The following is an 18,557-nucleotide window of genomic DNA, read 5'->3' as shown; positions in this document are numbered from 1 at the left end:
TGGTGGTCGTCGACGAGCACCACCGGGACGGGGCCGGTCGCGGGTCCGCCGGCGGCCGGCGTGCTGGGGATGGTCGTCACGGGGTCTCCTGGTTCGAGGGTGCGCTCGACGGGGTGCCCGACGGCGGGCGGGCGGGCTCGGGCTCGGTCGTCAGGGCGCGCGGCACGCGCAACCGTACCTCCGTGCCCCACCCGGGCCTGCTGATGATCTCGGCCTTCCCGCCGCGGCGCTGGACCCGGCCGAGGATCGACTCCCGGACGCCGAACCGGTCGGGCGCGACGTCCTCCATGTCGAAGCCCTCCCCGCGGTCGCGCACGAAGACCTCGACGGCCGCGTCGCTGACCTCCAGGTAGACCGAGTAGGGCGGACCGCCGTGCGCGACGGCGTTGACGAGCGCCTCGCGGGTCGCCTGCAGCAGCGCCGCCGTCTCCTGCGTGGGCGTGCAGTCGCCCACCACGACGACGTCGACCACGACCGGCCCGGGGTCGGTCTCGCCGGTCGACCCGCCGGTCGACCCGACGGGCGCGCCGATGGGTTCCGCCCGACGGCCCACGCGCCCGTCCTCGACCTCCGCGACCAGCCCGCGCAGCTCGGCGGCGAGCGACGTCCCGGGCGAGGGGCGGTCGTCGTACAGCCACTCGCGCAGCTCGCGCTCCTGGGCGCGCGCGAGGCGCGCGACGGTGTCGGCGTCGGACGACCGCGCGCGGATGAGGGCGAGCGTCTGCAGCACCGAGTCGTGCAGGTGCGCCGCGATGTCGGCGCGCTCCGCCTCGCGGGCGCGCGCGGCGCGCTCGTCGCCGAGCTCGCGCACCAGCTTGAGCCACCACGGCGCGAGCACGATCGCGACGCCGCCGAGCACGGCGACCGCCGCGACCGCCGCGCGGACGATCTGGGTGGGCCGCGCGTCCTGGCCCACGAGCAGGACGATGCCCACGAGCACGAGCACGACGCCGCCGGCGATGCGGAGGACCCCGGCGGGCGTGCGCCCGCCGGCCCGGGTGAGCAGCCGGCCGCGCTCGACGGCGTCGAGCTGGCTCCACGCGAGCGCCGCGCCCGCGAGCGCGATGAGGACCGGGATCACCCACGACACCTCGACGTCGACGCCCGTGCGCAGCGCCACGAGCAGCGCGGCGCCGCCCAGCAGGACGACGCCGATCGCGACGTCGCGCACGGGCAGCCGGCGCACGCTGCCCTGGAGCCGGGGGGCGAGGCGCGACAGCGACGCCGGGCGCTGCTCGTCACGCGCCGCGGCCGGGTCGCCGGAGGGGACCGTGAGCCACCAGAAGACGTAGAGCGCGACGCCCGCGCCGCCCGCGAGCCCGAGGAGCGCCATCACGAGGCGCACGACACCGACGCCGACGCCCAGGTGCGCGGCGAGCCCGGCGCACACGCCCGCGACCCACCGGCCGCGCTCGGGGCGGCGCAGCGGCAGGCCGCGCGGTCGGGAACCGGGCCCGGCACCGGTGGGTGCACCGGGCCGCAGGCCGGGGCGGGCAGGAGTCGTCACCCCCCGATCGTCACACGTCGCGGGCGCCCGGAGCGCCCCCGGACGGGGAAACCAGGGTCGGTCCGCGGCCGGTTCAGGGTCGGGTCAGGGTGGCACCCGATACCGGCGAGGCGGCTCCCGGGCCAGAGTGGTGGCCATGAGCACTCCCGACCTTCCCGGACCCGGCGCCCAGCCCGGGCCCTCCGGCGGCGCCGCCGACGCGTCCGGCGCACAGCCGGGCACCGTCCCTCCCGGGCCGAGCGGACCCGACCCCGCGTGGGCAGGGCCCGCCGGCCCGTCCGACCCTGGCCAGGGTCCTCCGCAGGGCACCCCCCAGGGCCCTCCGCAGGGCCCTGGCGGGACCCGCCCGAACGGCACCGACGGCTTCTTCGACGCCGTCCGCCGCGTGGGCATCTTCCGCTCGGACGACCGGTGGATCGGCGGCGTCGCGTCCGGCGTCGCCGAGCGGTTCGGGATCGACCCCCTCATCGTGCGCGGGCTGCTCTTCGTGACGTTCTTCCTGTCGGGCGCCGGGCTCGTCCTCTACGGCGCCGCCTGGGCCCTCCTGCCGGAGCGGCGTGACGGGCGCATCCACCTCCAGGAGGCGTTCCGCGGCAACGTGGACGTCGCGCTGCTCGGCGCGGCCGCGTTCGTCGTCGTCGGGTTCTCGTGGGGCGGCGGCTGGTGGTCGTGGTGGGACGCGCTCCACCTGGGGTGGCTCACCGGCCTGTTCTGGGTCGCGGCGTTCGTCACCGTGGCGGTCGTCGTGGTCTCCGCGCTCACGCAGCGCGGCCCCCGGGGACCCCAGGGCGCACCGCCGCAGGCTCCTCCGTGGCCCGGCGGCCCCGGCGCATCGGGCACCGGCGGGCCCGCCGCACCCGGCCACGGCCCGGGTGGACCCGGCTACGGTCCCGGAGGACCGGGCTACGGTCCCGGCGGACCGGGCAACGGTCCGGGTGGACCTGGCTACGCTCCGGGCGGACCGGGGTACGCTCCGGGCGCTGCCGGCGGCCCCGCGCCGGCCGACGCCCCGTGGGGCTCCCCCGGGACGCCGTCGGCCTCGGCGTCGTCGGGCCCCCAGGACCGGGTGACCTGGTCCGCCGAGGCCAGCCCGTACGCCTCGACCGCCCAGGGTGTCACCGCGCCTCTCCCCCCGTACGCCCCGGGCGCACCGCTCGGCGCGACCGCCGCTCCGCAGCGCGCCCACCAGGGACCGCGGAACCTGTCCGCGCAGCAGCCCCCGAGGCCCCCGCGCGCCCCCCAGCCGCCGAAGCCCCCGCGTCCGCGGGGGCCCGGCGCGACCACGACGGGGGTCGTGGTCGGACTGAGCCTCCTGCTCGGTGCGTTCCTCCTCGTCGTCGACCGGCAGGGCGACCTGCCCTGGCCGGTGTTCCTCACCTGGGCGGGCCTGTCCGGGATCCTCGCGGGCCTGGCGATCGTCGTGAGCGGCCTGCGCGGACGCACGAGCGGCGGCCTCGGCTGGCTCGCGGTGCTCCTGCTGGTCGTCGCGCTCCCGGCGTCCGCGTGGCGGTCGGCCCCGTTCACGTTCTTCCTGGACGACTCCGTGCGGACCGTCACGGACGGCACGCACCGCGTGACCGACCCGGACGTCGCCGAGGAGGGCTTCGCCGTGGCGTTCGGCGACCCCACGATCGACCTCTCCGGGCTCGACCTGTCGGACGCGTCCGGAGCCTCTCCCGTCGAGGTCCCGGTCCAGCTCGGCGCCGGGGATGCGACCGTCGTCGTGCCCGACGGCGTCCCCGTCCGCGCGGAGGTCCAGGTGCTCGCCGGGAACGCGCGCTGGCACGTCGACGGCGACCGGCAGGAGATCGGTGGCGTCAGCACGCAGCCGGTCACGTTCGACAACGACGAGGTCCAGTCCGGCGACGACCCGCTGCTCGTGCTGCGGGTCGAGGTCGGGGCCGGCCAGATCACGATCGAGGAGGACTGATGAACGACTCAGAACGCCGCGCCGACGACACGCGGCCGCTCGGCGACGAGCTGTTCGACACGCCGCGGGCCGAGGCCCCCGAGGCGGACGCGCACCCGACGGTCCCGCTGTCCACCGAGCCCGCGGCCACGGAGCCCCTCGCCGGGCCGCCGGCGTCCGAGCCGCACGCCACGGAGCCCCTGCCCGTGGCGCGGGTGCGGGACGGGGAGACCTCCGTCCTGGACGTGCCCGGACCGGCGGCCCCCACGCACCCGACCGCCGCTCCCGGCGGCCCGACGACGTCCGGCCCGGCCCCCGGCGCGGTCCCGCCCGGAGGGCGGTCCGTCCCGGCGACGCCCGGGTCGCCCACGGCACCCACGGCACCCACGGTGCTGTTCGCCCCTGCCGAGCCCCAGGCGCCCGGTCGGCGCGGGCCGCGCGTCGCCACGATCGTGTGGGGCTTCGTCATCGTCGCGTTCGGCGTCGTCGTCCTCGCCGCCGCGCTCGGCGCGCGGGTCGACCTCGGGCTGGCCACGATCGTCGTGCTCGCCGCCGCGGGGCTCACGCTCGTGGTCGGGTCCATCGTCTCGGGGGCCCGGCGCCGACGAGGCTGAGCCCGGTCTCGTCTGCACGCGGACCTCGCGACCGGGGACGTTGGCGCGGACCCGGCGGCCCAGGAGAGACCGGGGTCGAGAGACACCGGGTCGAGAGACACCGGGTCGAGAGACACCGAGGGGCCGTGGCAGGTGTGCCACGGCCCCTCGGCGTGTCCGAGCGACGCCGCCCCGCACGCTCTCCCCGGTGCGACCCGGTGGGAACGGGTCCTCGGCGTCCGGACGGACGGCCGGGACGATCAGGGGGTGGGCCCGTCACCCCGGCGCTCGGGCGCGGTGCCCGTGGGTCCGGTCGCGGGCGGCGTCGTGTCCGGCGAGGTCGCGGGCGACGCGCCGGGTGCGGACGGCGTGCCCGTGCCGGGTGCGCCGGTCGGCTCGACCGGCGTCGCGGCCGCGCGGGCCTCGGCGCCGGGCGTCGAGAGCGCGGACGTGCGGCCCGGGGCCTCGACGGGACGAGTCGGTTCCGGACGGACGGGCGGGGCGGTCGGCGCGGGCTCCGCGTGCGCCGGGGCGGCGTGCCGTCCCGCGTCCGACAGGTCGCCCGACGACGTGTACGCCCCCGGCGTCTCGACCGCGACGCTCGGGCCGCCCGCGAGCCGCCGGAGCGCGATCCCGACGAGGATGAACAGGATGCCGAGCCCCATGACGAGCAGGCACACCCCGAACGCGACGACGGACGTGAAGAGCGACGCCCGGAGGAACGACGCCGTCATGACCGTCTGCCGCGTCGGGTCGTCCTGGTCGAGCTCGGCGTACGTCTGGCCGCCGCTCGCCTCGAGCGCGTGCTTGTTGATGACCTCGGCCTGCGCGTACGCGGTGAGCGGCCCGTTGACGTGGCGGCCCGCCATGAACGACGCGTCGTCCGAGACGGTGATCTCCTCGGCGGACAGCTGGTTCGCGACCACGATCCAGGTCCCGATGCCCGCGAGGAGGAGGACGATGCCGGCGATGATCGACACGAGGCCGATGCCTCGCGCCCCCTTGGCCGGCGTGACGGTGACGGTGCTCGACATGGCGCGTTCTCCCCTTCGTCAGGACCCACCTGCTGCCGCACCGCGGTCCGCGACCCGCGGGCGCGGGTCCGCCGCAGGGCGGTCGAACCACCCATACGGGACCCACGGTAGCGACGACGGCGGCCCCCCGCGCGGCGAACGCGCACCTCAGCGCCGCGCCGGGATGGGAGGATGCCGACCGTGCGCATCACCCACCTGACCGACTGCTACCTCCCCCTGCTCGGCGGGATCGAGACCCAGGTCGCGCGGCTCGCGCAGCAGCAGGCGGCGGCCGGCCACGACGTGTCCGTCGTGTGCACCACGCCCGCGCGCCCCGGCGCGCACGGCGTCTCGACCGAGCGGGACGGCGACGTCACGGTCCACCGGCTCGCGGCGCGCGTCCCGGGCGGCTACCCCGTCCACCCGCGCGCGCCCCACCACGTGGCGCGGATCCTGGGCGCGGACCGGCCCGACGTCGTGCACCTGCACATGGGCGTCCTCACCCCCTCGACGCAGGCGTCGCTGCGCACGGTGGTCCGGGCCGGGCTGCCCGCGGTGCTCACCGTGCACAGCGTGTGGGGCGGCGCCGAGCGGGCGTTCGCGGGGCTGGACCGCGTCGTGCGGTGGTCACGGTGGCCGGTGCTGTGGTCGGCGGTGAGCGAGCTGACCGCCGCTCCGCTGCGCCGCATCGTCGGCGACCACGGCGAGGTCGTGGTGCTGCACAACGGCCTCGACCTGGACGCGTGGCGCGTACCCCGCACCGAGCGCGCGGACCGCATGGAGGGCTCCGCCGTGCACGTCGTCGCCGCGACGCGGTTCGCCCCGCGCAAGCGCGTGCTGCCGCTCCTGGAGGTGGTGCGCGACGCCGTCGGGCGCCTCCCCGAGGGTGCGCTCCACGTGACGCTCGCCGGGGACGGCCCCGAGCTGGCCGACGCGCGGCGCTTCGTCGCGGAGCACGGGCTGGGGTCGGTCGTGTCGCTGCCGGGCCGCCTCGACGCGACCGGGCTCCAGCGCCTCTACGCACGGGCCGACGTGTTCGCCGCGCCCGCCGTGGAGGAGGCGTTCGGCATCGCCGCGCTGGAGGGCCAGGCCGCCGGTCTCGCGGTCCTGACGCGCTCGCAGTCGGGCGTCGCGGAACGCCTCACCGACGGCGTCGACGCGCTCCTCGCGGACGACGACGCCGGGCTCGCCGACGCGCTCGTGCGGCTCGCGACCGAGGACGGCCTGCTCGACCGGATCGTCGCGCACAACCGCGACGTGCCGTCGTCGGCGGGCTGGCCGCGCGTGCTCGCCGACGTGGAGCGCGCCTACGAACGGGCCGCGACGATCGTCGTCGATCGTCGGGCCCGTCCGTCCCGCTAGGGGGTCACTCCCACTCGATGGTGCCCGGGGGCTTGCTCGTGACGTCGAGCACGACCCGGTTGACCTCGGCCACCTCGTTGGTGATGCGCGTCGAGATGACGGACAGCACGTCGTAGGGCAGGCGCGTCCAGTCGGCCGTCATCGCGTCCTCGGACGAGACGGGGCGCAGGACGATCGGGTGGCCGTAGGTGCGGCCGTCGCCCTGGACGCCGACCGAGCGCACGTCGGCGAGCAGCACGACCGGGCACTGCCAGATCTCGTTGTCGAGACCCGCCTTCGTCAGCTCCTCGCGCGCGATCGCGTCCGCGGCGCGCAGCGTCTCGAGGCGGTCCGCCGTGACCTCGCCGACGATGCGGATGCCGAGCCCGGGGCCCGGGAACGGCTGGCGCGCGACGATCTCCTCGGGCACGCCAAGCTCGCGACCGACCGCGCGGACCTCGTCCTTGAACAGGGTGCGCAGCGGCTCGACGAGCGAGAACTGCAGGTCGTCGGGCAGACCGCCGACGTTGTGGTGGCTCTTGATGTTCGCCGCGCCCTCGCCGCCGCCCGACTCGACGACGTCCGGGTACAGCGTGCCCTGCACGAGGAACTTGACCTCGGCGCCGTGCTCGCCCGCGTCCTCGACGATCTGGCGCGCCGCGTCCTCGAACACGCGGATGAACTCGCGGCCGATGATCTTGCGCTTGGTCTCGGGGTCGCTGTGCCCGGCGAGCGCGGTGAGGAACCGCTCCTTCTCGTCGCGGATCACGAGGTTGACGCCGGTCGCCGCGACGAAGTCGCGCTCGATCTGCTCGACCTCGCCCGCGCGCATGAGCCCGTGGTCCACGTGCACGCACGTGAGCTGGTCGCCCACGGCGCGCTGCACGAGCGCGGCCGCGACCGCGGAGTCGACGCCGCCGGAGAGCGCGCAGATGACGCGCGCGTCGCCGACCTGGGCGCGGATCGCCGCGACCTGGTCCGCGATGACGTTGCCGGGCGTCCAGTCCGGGGCCAGCCCGGCGCCGTCGTACAGGAAGTGCTCCAGCACGGTCTGGCCGTGCGCGGAGTGCTTGACCTCGGGGTGCCACTGCACGCCGTAGAGGCGGCGCGTGGTGTTCTCGAACGCCGCGACGGGCGAGCCGGCCGACGTCGCGAGGACCTCGAACCCCTCGGGCGCGCGGTGCACCGCGTCGCCGTGGCTCATCCACGTGGTCTGGTTCTCCGGCGTGCCGTCGAGCAGCACGCCCGCGGCGCACACCTCGACCTCGGTCCCGCCGTACTCGCGCAGGCCCGTCTGGGCCACCTCGCCGCCGAGCGCCTTCGCCATGGCCTGGAAACCGTAGCAGATGCCCATGACGGGCACGCCGGCCTCGAACAGCGCCGGGTCGACGAACGGGGCGCCGGTCGCGTACACGGACGACGGACCACCCGAGAGGATGATCGCGACCGGGTCCTTCGCGAGCATCTGCTCGACCGTGAACGTGTGCGGCACGATCTCGGAGTAGACCTTGGCCTCGCGCACGCGGCGCGCGATGAGCTGCGCGTACTGGGCGCCGAAGTCGACGACGAGCACGGGGCGCGGGGTCGCGGCGACCTCGGCGGTGGTGGGGGTGTCGGGAGCGGTGGCGGGTGACGTCACCGCTCCAGGATAGTCGCCGCGCGGCGGGCGACCGTCACGCGTCTCAGGCGCCGGCGCGCTCGCCCGCTCGCGCGGCGGCTCGTCCTGCCACGCGCTCGCGCAGGGCGCGCGCGGCACGCTCCGGGTCCGGCGCCTGCGTGATCGCCCGCACCACGACGACGCGGTCCGCCCCGGCGTCGAGCACCGCGTCGAGCCGGTCCGGGTCCACCCCGCCGATCGCGAACCACGGCGTGCCCGGCCGCGTCGCGGCGACCGCGCGCAGCAGGTCGAGCCCGACGGCGGCACGCCCCGGCTTGGTGGGCGTCGCCCACAGCGGGCCCACGCAGAAGTAGTCGACGCCCGGGTCGGCCTCGGCCGCGGCCGCCTGCTCGGCCGAGTGCGTGGACCGGCCGAGCACGGGGTCCGGGCCCAGCAGGGCGCGCACCGCAGGCACCGGCAGGTCCCCCTGGCCCATGTGGACGACGGGCGCGCCCGCGAGCCGTGCGACGTCGGCCCGGTCGTTCACCGCCCACAGGGCGCCGTGCTCCGCCGCGACCCGCGCGACGAGCTCCTGGAGCTCGAGCTCGCGCGCCACGTCGAGCGTCTTGTCGCGCAGCTGGACCACGTCGACCCCGCCCGCGAGCGCCGCCCGCAGGAAGTCCTCGAGGTCGCCGCGCTCCTCGCGCGCGTCGGTGCACAGGTAGAGGCGCGCGTCGGCGAGGCGGGCGCGCGCGTCGTCCGGTGCCGGCACGACGGGGTGCGCGGGCGTGGCGAAGGTCTCGGTGCTCACCCGCCGGAGCCTAGCCGCGCCCGCTCCCCCGCGCGGGTACTGTGGCCGACAGCACGGGAGCCCCGCACGGGGCTGAGAGGGCGTCGGAGCCGACCGTCGAACCTGATCTGGGTCATGCCAGCGAAGGGAGCGCGCATGCACACCCCTGTCCGTCCCGAGCCCCGCCCGCCGGGAGCCGGTCCTGCCGTGCCCGACGGCGCGCGCGACGTCGTCGTCGTGGGCGGTGGGATCGTGGGGCTCGCCGTGGCGTGGCGCGCCGCGCGCGCCGGTCTGACGGTCACGGTGCTGGACCCGTCGCCGGGCGACGGCGCGACGCGCGCCGCCGCCGGCATGCTCGCCCCGGTCACGGAGGCCGACTTCGGCGAGGACGACGCGCTGCGCCTGCACCTCGCGGCCGCCGGAGCCTGGCCCGGCTTCGCCGCCGACCTGCGCGCCGCGACGGGGGCCGACGTCGGGCTGCGCACCGCAGGTACCCTCACCCTCGCGTACGACGCCGACGACCTCGCGCTGCTCCGCCGCGTCCTCGCCCTCCACGCGGCGCACGGCCTGGCCTCGCGCGAGCTCACCGTCGCCGACGCGCGCCGGCGCGAGCCGTACCTCGGCCCCCGGGTCGCGGGCGCGGCGTGGGCGCCCGCCGACCACGCGGTCGACCCCCGCGCGACGCACGCGGCGCTGCTCGGCGCGCTCGACGTCGCCCCCGGCGCGGGCTCCGGGGCGGGTGCGCCCGCGGGCGGGGACGGCCGTGCCGGGGTGCGCGCCGTCGTCGTGCGGGCGTCGGCGACGCGGCTCGCGGTCGACCCGGCCGGGCGCGTCGTGGGCGTGCACGACGACGGGGGCCGGCTCCACGCGGCCGGTGCCGTCGTCGTCGCGGCGGGCTGGGAGTCCGGCGCGCTGCTCGCGGACGTGCCAGGCGTCGTCGTACCGACGCGACCGGTCAAGGGGCAGACGCTGCGCCTCGACGCCGGGCCGGACCTCGCGCTGGAGCACGTGGTGCGCGGGGTCGTGCAGGGGCGGCCCGTGTACGTCGTGCCGCGCGACCCCGTACCCGACGGGCAGGGTCACGGCTGCGCGGGGCACCGGGAGGTCGTCGTCGGCGCGACGACCGAGGAGAACCCGGACGACCGCCGCGCGACCGCCGGCGGCGTCTTCGCCCTGCTGCGCGACGCGCGCGCCCTCCTGCCCGGGATCGACGAGGCCGCGCTCGTCGACGTGACCCCGCGTGCGCGGCCCGCGACCCCGGACAACCTGCCGCTCGTCGGCCCGACCGCCGTCCCCGGCCTGCACCTCGCGACCGGACACGGGCGCAACGGCATCCTCCTCGCGCCGCTCACCGCCGACGCGGTCGTCGCCGGCCTCACCGGCACCGCACTCCAGCCCACCGTCGCGGTCGCCCTCGCCCCGACCCGCACCGACCGCTTCGCCGAACCCGGGCTCTCTCCCCACGGCGCGCCCGACCTGGGGAACGATCCCGGGTTCGGCACCGGCCGGGCGGGCGCCTTCTCCACGACGACACCGAGGTGATTCCCGTGACCCCACCCGTTCCGACCGCGCTCGTCAACGGCGAGCCGTACCCGCTCGACGCGCCCGTGCACCTCGAGCAGCTCGTCGCGGCGCTCGTGCCCGCATACGTCGCCGACGGGACGCCGCAAGGCGTCGCCGTCGCCGTGGACGACGCCGTCGTGCCGCGCGGCTCCTGGGCGACGACCGTCGTCGCGCCCGGCGACCGCATCGAGATCGTGACCGCCGTCCAGGGCGGCTGAGGAGGACCCGTGACCACGACCGACACCACCCCGCGCCGCGCCGCGGAAGGCGACGGCCTCGCCGACGACCCGCTCGTCGTCGCCGGCACGACGATCGGCTCCCGCCTCGTCATGGGGACGGGCGGGGCGGCGAACCTGCTCACGCTCGAGGACGCGCTCGTCGCGTCGGGCACCGCGCTGACGACCGTCGCGATGCGCCGCGTCGCGGTGCGCGCGGGCGGCGATGCCAGCCCCGACGCCGGGATCTGGGCGCTGCTCGCGCGCCTCGGCATCCGCGCGCTGCCCAACACCGCCGGGTGCTTCTCGGTGCGCGAGGCCGTGCTCACCGCGCACCTCGCGCGCGAGGCGTGCGGCACCGAGTGGGTCAAGCTCGAGGTGATCGCGGACGACGTCACGCTCCTGCCCGACCCCGTCGGTCTCGTCGAGGCGGCCGAGCAGCTCGTGCGCGACGGGTTCGTCGTGCTTCCCTACACGAACGACGACCCGATCCTCGCGCGCCGGCTCGAGGACGTCGGGTGCGCCGCCGTCATGCCTCTCGGCGCGCCGATCGGCACCGGCCTCGGCATCCTCAACCCCCGCAACATCGAGGCGATCGCCACCGCGGCCCGCGTACCCGTGATCCTTGACGCGGGGATCGGGACGGCGTCGGACGCCGCGCAGGCGATGGAGCTCGGGTGCGACGGCGTCCTGCTCGCGACCGCCGTCACGCGCGCCGCCGACCCGGTCCGCATGGCGCACGCCATGCGCCTCGCCGTCGAGTCCGGCCGCCTCGCCGCCGGCGCCGGCCGCATCCCCCGCCGCGAGGGCGCCCTCGCGAGCTCGTCCCCCCAGGGCCGCCTCGACCTCGCCCTGTGACAGCGAAGCCGGGCGGCGGGGGGCTACCTGCTGTCGATCCGGCCGAGCGCCGTACCGCTCTCGGCCAGCGCCGCGGCAGCCCGCGCCCATCCGACATCAGCCGGGTCGAGCGCGCTGCGCAGATAGGCGGTGGTCAGCCGCTGCAGCACCGCGACCCGCTCGGGGTTCTCGTCGGTGGTCTCGGCCGCCTCCCAGCCCGGGATGCCGCCCAGGGAGTGCTCGGCGCCGGACAGGGTCAGCAGGTCCGTGGCTCCCGGGCTCTGGACGTAGGCGTCGGTGAACCAGTCCGGGCCACGGCTGGACATCGCCGACTGGTCGCGGTCGCCGGCCACGACGAGCGTGGGCGTGGTCAGCTCGGCGAACGAGGGGTTCATGAAGGGGAAGTGCTGCCGGGCGAACGGGTGCAGCTCGTCGCCTCCGATCCCGGTCGCTGCCAGGAGCACGCCGGCCCGCACCCGCCCGTCCGAGCGGTCCTGGCCTGGCTCGCCCGTGCCGTCGAGGACGCGGGCGCCGAGCAGCATCTGCACCGTCTGGGCGCCCCAGGAGTGCCCGACCGCGACGACCCGGCCGGGATCGACCCGTCCGACGAGGTCCGGCACGGCACGCTCGATCGTCTCGAGCTGGTCCACGGCCCGCACGAGGTCGGCGTGACGCTCGAGCCAGACCTGAGCGAAAGCGGGATGGTCGAACCCGATGCCGTCGCGGCGCGAGTCCAGGTGGGAAGGCTGCACGACGACGAACCCGCGAGAGGCCCAGAAACCTGCCAGCGGTGCGTACCCGTCGAACGACCACCCGTTGCCGTGCGAGAAGAGCAGCACCGGAAGGTCCTGCCCGGACACGGGGGCGGAGACGCGCAGGTCGAGAGGCAGCGCGCGCCCGGGTGCGTCGAGGCGCACGGGGGCGACGGAGACGACGGGGCTCCCGCCACCGACGACGTCGTCGAGATCCTGGACGACCTGCGCAGCCGTCGTCGTGGGGGTACCGCTCATGAGGGATCACCCGTCCTTTGCGTCCGAAGGCGCCGCCGAGCACAATAGAACCGGAGCGCCACTCCGGAACTATATGGAACCTCGCTCCGCTTATCAAGACCTCGACGAAAGGTCCTCATGACGTCTCCCGGAGCGGCCGGCCCGACGCCGCGGACGAAGCGCGCCGACGCGCGGCGCAACGAGCGGGCGTTGCTCGATGCCGCAGCCGCCGTCTTCGTGACCGACGGCGTGGACGCACCTGTACGACTGATCGCCGAGCGCGCCGGGGTCGGCATGGGGACGATCTATCGACACTTCCCCACGCGCGCCGCACTGGTGGCCGCGGTGTACCGGCACCAGGTCGAGGCGCTGGCCGACGCCGGACCCGAGCTCCTGCGCGACACCGAGGACCCCGGTGCCGCCCTCCGGCGATGGGTGAGCGGCTTCGTGGACTTCCTCGTGACCAAGCACGGGCTCGCCGGCGTCCTCGGGGCCGACTCGGCGGACGCGAACGCCTTGCACCGGTACTTCGTGGACCGGCTCGTCCCGGTGTGCGACGCCCTGCTCGACGCTGCGCTCGGGCCCCGGCCCCAGTGCCGGCCGAGCGGGTACATGTTCCTGCGGGGCATCGGCAACCTCTGCATCGGCGGCGATGACGACCCCCGCTACGACGCTGCCCGACTGGCTGACCTCCTGGTCGCCGGGGTGCTCGCCGCGGAGCCGCGCCACCTGCTCGACGACGACTGAACCAGCCGGGAGGACGGGACCTCCGGTCACGACGCGGGCGGGGAGCGCGCCGACCTCGCGAAAGGTCGGGAGCAGGTCGGAGGCCGGGGAACCTATTCCTCCGCGGAGGTCCCCGCGATCTCCGTGAGGAGCGCGGGGACGCCGCCGACGACGGAGCGGGCGTCGATCCCGGCGGCGCGGGCGACGTCGGCGACGCGGGCCGAGCGGGCGCCGACCGCGCACAGGACGAGCACGGTGCGGTCCGTCGGCAGGTCCGCGAGCGCCGCGGCGGCGTCGCCGCCGAGGAACGCGCCGCTCGGCACGAGCGTCGATCCCGGGACGGGGCGCACCTGCGCCTCCCAGTCCTCGCGCACGTCGAGCAGGTACGGCGCCGCGCCGTCGTCGCCGAGCAGCGCCGCGGCGTCGGGCGCGCTGACGTCGCGCTCCCCGGTCGGCGGCGCCGCGACCGGCGCCGCAGGGGCGAGCCCGCAGAACGCGGCGTACGCGTCGTCGCCCGGCAGGAGCGCGGTGACGGGGTCGCGCGTCGGGTCGGCGCGCACGGTGAGCTGGCGCCACGAGAGGTCGAGCGCGTCGTAGACGGCGAGACGGCCGAGCAGCGTCGTGCCGGCGCCGGTGACGAGCTTGATCGCCTCGGTCGCCATGACCGAGCCGACGGTCCCGCACATCGCGCCGAACACCCCGCCGGTCGCGCAGTCGGGCGCGGCACCGGGCGGCGGCGGGACGGGGAACACGTCGCGGTACGTGACGCCGCGCGCCTCGTCGTCCCCCGGGCCGACGGGAGCCGCGCCGCCCGGGAGCGGGACGTCGTCGGGCACCGCGAACCGCGGCGCGGCCCAGAAGACGCTCACCTGACCCTGGAAGCGGTAGATCGAGCCCCAGACCACGGGGACGCCGAGGACCTCGGCCGCGTCGGAGACGAGGTAGCGCGTGGGGAAGTTGTCGGCGCCGTCGAGCACGACGTCGTAGCCGCGCAGCACGTCGAGCGCAGCGTCCGCGTCGAGGCGGACCGCGTGCTCGACGACGCGCACGTGCGGGTTGACGTCGGCGATGGCGTCACGCGCGGAGTCGACCTTGCGACGGCCGACGTCGGGCCCGCCGTGGATGACCTGGCGCTGGAGGTTGGACGTGTCGACGACGTCGTCGTCGACGATGCCGATCGTGCCCACGCCCGCGGCGGCGAGGTAGAGCAGGGCGGGGCTGCCGAGGCCGCCCGCGCCGACGACGAGCACGCGCGCGGCCGCGAGGCGACGCTGGCCCTCGGGACCGACGCCGGGCAGCGCGAGGTGGCGCGCGTACCGCTCGAGCTCCGCGGTGGTCAGCTCGGGGCCGGGTGCGACGAGGGGCGCGAGCGGCACGAGGGGCGCCGTCATGACGCGTACTGCTCCTCCAGGACGGCGAGCTTGGCCTCGGCCTCGGCGTGCACCTTCTTCTCGAGGATGAACGACATGACCGGCACGACGCCCGCGAACACCATGGTCGCGAGGCGGCCCCAGCCCCAGCGCATCTTGGTCCACAGGTCGAGGACCGTCACGAGGTAGACGACGTAGATCCAGCCGTGGGCGAACGGGATCCACGACACGTACCGCATGACGTCGTCGACGTCGACGAACTGACCGACCCCGTACTTGACGAGCATCTCGACGCACAGGATGAGGAGCATCACGCCGGTGATGATCGCGAGGACCCGGTAGCGGGCGAGGGCACCGCGCGCCTTGCGGATCGCGGTGCGCGCGGCCTCCGTGCTGGGCGCTGCCGCGGCGGGCGCGTCGGTCGGGGTGGCCGGGTCCTGCGTGGTCATGGGAGAGGTCCTCGTTCCGGGCGAGACGGCCGCGGCGGTCCCTGCCGCGCGCGGTGGCGTGTGACGCGGTCGCAGCGGTTAAACCGTCGCCGCGTGTCGGACGCCGAACCTAGGGTAGAACACCGTGCGACCCCTCCCCCTCCCCGACCCGGGGACCCCCGACCTGCGCGGACCGACGCGCTACCTGCTCTGGCTGGCCCGGCGCCAGTGGACCGTGCTCACCGCCTCCGTGCTGCTCGGCCTGGCCAACTTCGCGTGCCAGGCGTTCCAGCCGTACATGCTCGGCCGTGCGCTCGACGAGGGGCTCGCGGAGGGGTTCGGGCCGGAGCTGTGGCGCTGGGCGGGTCTCCTGCTCGCGCTGGGGCTGGGCATCGTCGTCACGGGAGTGACGCAGCACCGGTTCGACATCGCGAACTGGCTGCGCTCGGCGCTCACGACGTCCCAGCTCGTGGGCGACGTCACCGCGCGCTCCGGCGACGCGATCACGGAGGAGCTGCCGACGGGCGAGGTCGTGTCGACCGTGGCGAGCGACGCCATGCGCGTCGGCCAGCTCTTCTCCATGATGGGCCAGTTCCTCGGCGCGCTCGGGGCGTACGTCGTGGTGGCCGTCATCATGCTCTCGACGTCGCTCCAGCTCGGGCTCGTCGTCGTGCTGGGCCTGCCGGTCGTGGCCGCGGTGCTGGCGCTGCTCGTGAAGCCGTTGCAGCAGCGGCAGGCCGCGCAGCGCGAGGCGCAGGGCCGGCTCACGACGCTCGGCGCGGACACGGTCTCCGGCCTGCGGATCCTGCGCGGCATCGGCGGCGAGGGCGTGTTCGTCGGCCGCTACGCGCGGCAGTCGCAGAAGGTGCGGGAGGCGGGCGTGAAGGTCGCGCACACGCAGGCCACGCTCGACGCCCTCCAGGTGCTCCTGCCGGGCCTCCTCGTCGTCCTCGTCGTCTACCTGGGCGCGACGGCGGCGCTGGCCGGCGACATCACGCCCGGCCAGCTCGTCGCGTTCTACGGGTACGCGGCCTTCCTCGGCTGGCCGCTGCAGGTCGCGACGCAGATGCTCAACATCGCGACGCGCGCACACGTCGCGTCGCGCAAGATCGTGCGCGTCCTCGCCGTCGTGCCCGCCGCGGGCGCGACGCCGGCCACGGCGCCCATGCCGCCCGAGGGCAGCCCCCTCGTCGACGAGACGAGCGGACTGGTCCTCGAGCCGGGCCGCGTCGTCGCGCTCGTGTCCGCGGACCCCGACGCGTCGGCGGCCGTCGCCACGCGCCTCGGCCGGTTCGACGACGACGCGGAGGCCGCGACGCCCGTGCGGCTCGGCGGGACGCTGCTCGCCGAGCTCGACAAGCACGCGCTGCGGCGCCGCGTCGTCGTCGCCGAGGCGACGCCCCAGCTCTTCTCGGGCGCGCTGCGCGACGAGCTCGACCCGCGGGGCACGGCGACCGAGGCCGACGTGCTCGCCGCCGTGCGGACCGCCGACGCCCACGACGTGCTCGACTCCGTCCCCGACGGCCTCGCGGGCGAGCTGCCCGAGAAGGGCCGCTCGCTCTCGGGCGGGCAGCGCCAGCGCGTCGCGCTCGCGCGCGCCCTGCTCACCGAGCCCGAGGTCCTCGTGCTCGTCGAGCCGACGAGCGCCGTCGACGCCCACACGGAGGCCCGGATCGCCGCGAGCCTCGCCGACGCCCGGCGCGGGCGCACGACGCTCGTCGTCACCGCGTCGCCGCTCGTGCTCGAGCACGTCGACGAGGTCCTGCTCCTCGAGGGCGGTCGCGTCACCGCGCGCGGCACGCACCGCGACCTCGTGGACCGCGCCCACGCGTCCGGCACCGCGCCGGACGACGACGCGGCCCGCTACCTGCGCGTCGTCGGGCGCTCGCTCGACGAGTCCCCCGTCCTCGCCCGCACCGCACCCGAAGGAGGAGAGTCGTGAAGCTCCCCGTCGCCGACGGCCCCGCCGTCCGCGCCGCCGCCGGGCGGCTCTTCGCCCGCCACCGCGGCACGTTCGTCCTGATCGCCGTGCTCCACACCCTGGCCGCCGTCGCCGGGCTCGTCGGCCCGTGGCTGCTCGGCCGCCTCGTCGACGCCGTCACCGAGGGCACGACCTCGTCCTACGTGACGACCGTCGTCGCCGTCGGCGCGGGGGCCGTCGTCGCGCAGGCCGTGCTGCGCCGGTACGCGCAGCGCCTGTCCATGGTGTTCGGCGAGACGGTGTTCGCCGAGCTGCGCGAGGACCTCGTCGAGACGGTGACCTCGCTCCCCCTGTCGACCGTCGAGCGCGCGGGCACGGGCGACCTCGTCGCCCGCACGACCAACGACGTCGACCGCATCCAGCACGCGGTGCGGTTCGGCGTGCCGCAGCTCCTCGTCGCCGTCGTGACGCTCGTGCTCACGGTCGTGGCGTCGGTCGTCGTCGCGCCGCTGGTCGCGATCGCGCTGTTCGTGGGGGTCCCGCTGCTCGTCGTCGTCTCGCGCTGGTACCTCAGGCGCGCGTCGGCGGGCTACCAGCGCGAGGCCGCCGCGTACGCGACGCTCAACGGCACCATCACGGAGAACGTGGAGGGCGCGCGCACGGTCGACGCGCTCTCCCTCACCGAGCGGCGCAAGGCCCGCGTCCGCGCCGACCTCACCGAGGCGTACGAGTCGGAGAAGTACACGCTCGGGCTGCGCACCGTGCTGTTCCCCGGCATCGACCTCGCGATCGCGATCGCGCCCGTCGCGGCGCTCGTGTGGGGCGCGTGGCTGCTGTCGCAGGGCCAGACGACGCTCGGCGCCGTCGCGACGGTGACGACGTACGCGTTCCAGCTCGCCGGCCCGGTGTGGAACCTCATCTTCTGGCTCGACGAGATCCAGGTCGCCGCGGCCTCCTACGCGCGCATCGTCGGCGTCACGCAGGTCCCCGGCGACCGCACCGCGACGGGCGACGTGCCCGACGGCGACCGGCTCGTCGCGCGCGACGTCGAGTACGCCTACCGCGAGGGCCACCCCGTGCTGCACGGCGTCTCGCTGGACCTGGAGCCGGGCGAGCGGCTCGCCGTCGTCGGTCCGTCCGGCGCGGGCAAGTCGACGCTCGGGCGCATGCTCGCGGGCATCCACCCGCCCACGGCCGGGTCGGTCCGCTCGGGCGGCGTCCGCCTCGTCGACCTGCCGCTGGAGGACCTGCGCCGCGAGGTCGCGCTCGTCACGCAGGAGCACCACGTGTTCGTCGGGACGCTCGCGGACAACCTGCGTCTCGCGAAGGTCGACGCGAGCGACGCCGAGCTGCGCGACGCGCTCGACGCCGTGGACGCGCGCGTCTGGGCGGAGACCCTGCCCGACGGCCTCGAGACGACCGTCGGCTCGGGCGGGCACGTTCTCACCCCCGCGCAGGCGCAGCAGGTCGCGCTCGCGCGGCTCGTGCTCCTCGACCCGCACACGCTCGTGCTGGACGAGGCGACGTCGCTCCTCGACCCCCGCGCGGCCCGCCACCTCGAGCGGTCGCTCGACGCCGTGCTCGCGGGCCGGACCGTCGTCGCGATCGCGCACCGCCTGCACACCGCGCACGACGCCGACCGCGTCGCCGTGGTCGACGGCGGCCGCATCAGCGAGATCGGCCCGCACGACGAGCTCGTCGCGGCGGGCGGCAACTACGCGCGCCTCTGGCACTCCTGGCAGCAGGAGTAGCCGCCCG

Annotated in this window: 16 protein-coding genes and 1 riboswitch; of the genes, 9 read left to right on the top strand and 7 right to left on the bottom strand. The window is 76.3% G+C overall.

From position 1 onward, the window contains the following. Positions 1 to 76: 76 nt before the first annotated feature. A complete protein-coding gene (locus ACFC2L_RS18285) occupies positions 77 to 1,507 on the bottom strand; it encodes a PspC domain-containing protein (protein WP_375825763.1) in 1,431 nt (476 codons plus the stop codon). 136 nt (positions 1,508 to 1,643) lie between these two features. Here ACFC2L_RS18285 and ACFC2L_RS18280 point away from each other — a divergent pair, with 136 nt between their 5' ends. Together ACFC2L_RS18280 and ACFC2L_RS18275 are read left to right on the top strand one after the other, a co-directional pair. Beyond that, on the top strand, positions 1,644 to 3,437 hold the full coding sequence (locus ACFC2L_RS18280) for a PspC domain-containing protein (RefSeq protein ID WP_375825762.1): 1,794 nt from the start codon (positions 1,644 to 1,646) through the stop codon (positions 3,435 to 3,437). After that, the gene (locus ACFC2L_RS18275) at positions 3,437 to 4,030 is read left to right on the top strand and encodes a hypothetical protein (RefSeq protein ID WP_375825761.1); all 594 of its coding nucleotides are present in this window, start codon (positions 3,437 to 3,439) and stop codon (positions 4,028 to 4,030) included. Before ACFC2L_RS18280 ends, ACFC2L_RS18275 begins: the two co-directional genes overlap by 1 nt. 239 nt (positions 4,031 to 4,269) lie before the next feature. Here the strand turns inward: ACFC2L_RS18275 and ACFC2L_RS18270 are convergent, their stop codons facing one another. Next, complete coding sequence (locus tag ACFC2L_RS18270) at positions 4,270 to 5,043, bottom strand: hypothetical protein (RefSeq protein ID WP_375825760.1); 774 nt, start codon at positions 5,041 to 5,043, stop codon at positions 4,270 to 4,272. 180 nt (positions 5,044 to 5,223) lie between these two features. On the opposite strand from ACFC2L_RS18270, the gene ACFC2L_RS18265 reads away from it, so the two are divergent. Further along, positions 5,224 to 6,384, top strand: coding sequence for a glycosyltransferase family 4 protein (locus tag ACFC2L_RS18265; RefSeq protein WP_375825759.1), 1,161 nt, complete (start codon positions 5,224 to 5,226; stop codon positions 6,382 to 6,384). Positions 6,385 to 6,388: 4 nt separating this feature from the next. Here ACFC2L_RS18265 and guaA read toward each other — a convergent pair whose 3' ends face one another. Next, entirely contained in the window at positions 6,389 to 8,002 is a 1,614-nt protein-coding gene (guaA, locus tag ACFC2L_RS18260; protein ID WP_375825758.1) for a glutamine-hydrolyzing GMP synthase, read from the bottom strand. A gap of 43 nt (positions 8,003 to 8,045) precedes the next feature. Continuing rightward, positions 8,046 to 8,771 (bottom strand): thiamine phosphate synthase, encoded by a 726-nt coding sequence (thiE, locus tag ACFC2L_RS18255; protein WP_375825757.1) that lies wholly within the window; start codon positions 8,769 to 8,771, stop codon positions 8,046 to 8,048. Positions 8,772 to 8,822: 51 nt separating this feature from the next. Beyond that, a riboswitch (TPP riboswitch) is annotated at positions 8,823 to 8,902 on the top strand. Between the two features lie 4 nt (positions 8,903 to 8,906). Between thiE and ACFC2L_RS18250 the strand changes: the two genes are divergently transcribed. The 3 genes from ACFC2L_RS18250 to ACFC2L_RS18240 are packed head-to-tail and all read left to right on the top strand — an operon-like array spanning position 8,907 to position 11,386. Continuing rightward, positions 8,907 to 10,292: an FAD-dependent oxidoreductase gene (locus ACFC2L_RS18250; RefSeq protein ID WP_375825756.1), complete on the top strand. Its 1,386-nt coding sequence runs from the start codon at positions 8,907 to 8,909 to the stop codon at positions 10,290 to 10,292. A gap of 5 nt (positions 10,293 to 10,297) precedes the next feature. Further along, positions 10,298 to 10,531: a sulfur carrier protein ThiS gene (thiS, locus tag ACFC2L_RS18245; RefSeq protein WP_375825755.1), complete on the top strand. Its 234-nt coding sequence runs from the start codon at positions 10,298 to 10,300 to the stop codon at positions 10,529 to 10,531. A 9-nt stretch (positions 10,532 to 10,540) separates the two neighbouring features. Then, on the top strand, positions 10,541 to 11,386 hold the full coding sequence (locus ACFC2L_RS18240; protein ID WP_375825754.1) for a thiazole synthase: 846 nt from the start codon (positions 10,541 to 10,543) through the stop codon (positions 11,384 to 11,386). Positions 11,387 to 11,409: 23 nt separating this feature from the next. Here ACFC2L_RS18240 and ACFC2L_RS18235 read toward each other — a convergent pair whose 3' ends face one another. Then, complete coding sequence (locus ACFC2L_RS18235) at positions 11,410 to 12,375, bottom strand: alpha/beta hydrolase family protein (RefSeq protein WP_375825753.1); 966 nt, start codon at positions 12,373 to 12,375, stop codon at positions 11,410 to 11,412. 117 nt (positions 12,376 to 12,492) lie between these two features. On the opposite strand from ACFC2L_RS18235, the gene ACFC2L_RS18230 reads away from it, so the two are divergent. Continuing rightward, complete coding sequence (locus ACFC2L_RS18230; protein ID WP_375825752.1) at positions 12,493 to 13,101, top strand: TetR/AcrR family transcriptional regulator; 609 nt, start codon at positions 12,493 to 12,495, stop codon at positions 13,099 to 13,101. 92 nt (positions 13,102 to 13,193) lie between these two features. Here ACFC2L_RS18230 and ACFC2L_RS18225 read toward each other — a convergent pair whose 3' ends face one another. Continuing rightward, positions 13,194 to 14,471, bottom strand: coding sequence for a ThiF family adenylyltransferase (locus tag ACFC2L_RS18225; protein WP_375825751.1), 1,278 nt, complete (start codon positions 14,469 to 14,471; stop codon positions 13,194 to 13,196). Continuing rightward, the gene (locus tag ACFC2L_RS18220) at positions 14,468 to 14,899 is read right to left on the bottom strand and encodes a DUF3817 domain-containing protein (RefSeq protein ID WP_264032042.1); all 432 of its coding nucleotides are present in this window, start codon (positions 14,897 to 14,899) and stop codon (positions 14,468 to 14,470) included. Before ACFC2L_RS18220 ends, ACFC2L_RS18225 begins: the two co-directional genes overlap by 4 nt. Before the next feature lie 124 nt (positions 14,900 to 15,023). On the opposite strand from ACFC2L_RS18220, the gene ACFC2L_RS18215 reads away from it, so the two are divergent. After that, complete coding sequence (locus ACFC2L_RS18215; RefSeq protein WP_375825749.1) at positions 15,024 to 16,820, top strand: ABC transporter transmembrane domain-containing protein; 1,797 nt, start codon at positions 15,024 to 15,026, stop codon at positions 16,818 to 16,820. Next, positions 16,817 to 18,550, top strand: coding sequence for an ABC transporter ATP-binding protein (locus tag ACFC2L_RS18210; protein WP_375825748.1), 1,734 nt, complete (start codon positions 16,817 to 16,819; stop codon positions 18,548 to 18,550). The genes ACFC2L_RS18215 and ACFC2L_RS18210 overlap by 4 nt, the downstream gene beginning before the upstream one ends. Positions 18,551 to 18,557 lie beyond the last annotated feature (7 nt).

This window comes from Cellulosimicrobium sp. NPDC055967, assembly GCF_042269845.1.
Lineage (GTDB): Bacteria > Actinomycetota > Actinomycetes > Actinomycetales > Cellulomonadaceae > Cellulosimicrobium.
The sequence above is the reverse complement of the archived record's forward strand: the minus strand, read 5'-3'. Positions and strand labels throughout refer to the sequence as shown.

Bases quoted from the DNA above. Each gene is read 5' to 3' on its own strand.
- ACFC2L_RS18235 (WP_375825753.1), bottom strand. From the start codon at position 12,375: ATGAGCGGTACCCCCACGACGACGGCTGCGCAGGTCGTCCAGGATCTC.
- ACFC2L_RS18225 (WP_375825751.1), bottom strand. From the start codon at position 14,471: ATGACGGCGCCCCTCGTGCCGCTCGCGCCCCTCGTCGCACCCGGCCCC.
- ACFC2L_RS18230 (WP_375825752.1), top strand. From the start codon at position 12,493: ATGACGTCTCCCGGAGCGGCCGGCCCGACGCCGCGGACGAAGCGCGCC.
- ACFC2L_RS18275 (WP_375825761.1), top strand. From the start codon at position 3,437: ATGAACGACTCAGAACGCCGCGCCGACGACACGCGGCCGCTCGGCGAC.
- ACFC2L_RS18250 (WP_375825756.1), top strand. From the start codon at position 8,907: ATGCACACCCCTGTCCGTCCCGAGCCCCGCCCGCCGGGAGCCGGTCCT.
- ACFC2L_RS18280 (WP_375825762.1), top strand. From the start codon at position 1,644: ATGAGCACTCCCGACCTTCCCGGACCCGGCGCCCAGCCCGGGCCCTCC.
- ACFC2L_RS18220 (WP_264032042.1), bottom strand. From the start codon at position 14,899: ATGACCACGCAGGACCCGGCCACCCCGACCGACGCGCCCGCCGCGGCA.
- ACFC2L_RS18270 (WP_375825760.1), bottom strand. From the start codon at position 5,043: ATGTCGAGCACCGTCACCGTCACGCCGGCCAAGGGGGCGCGAGGCATC.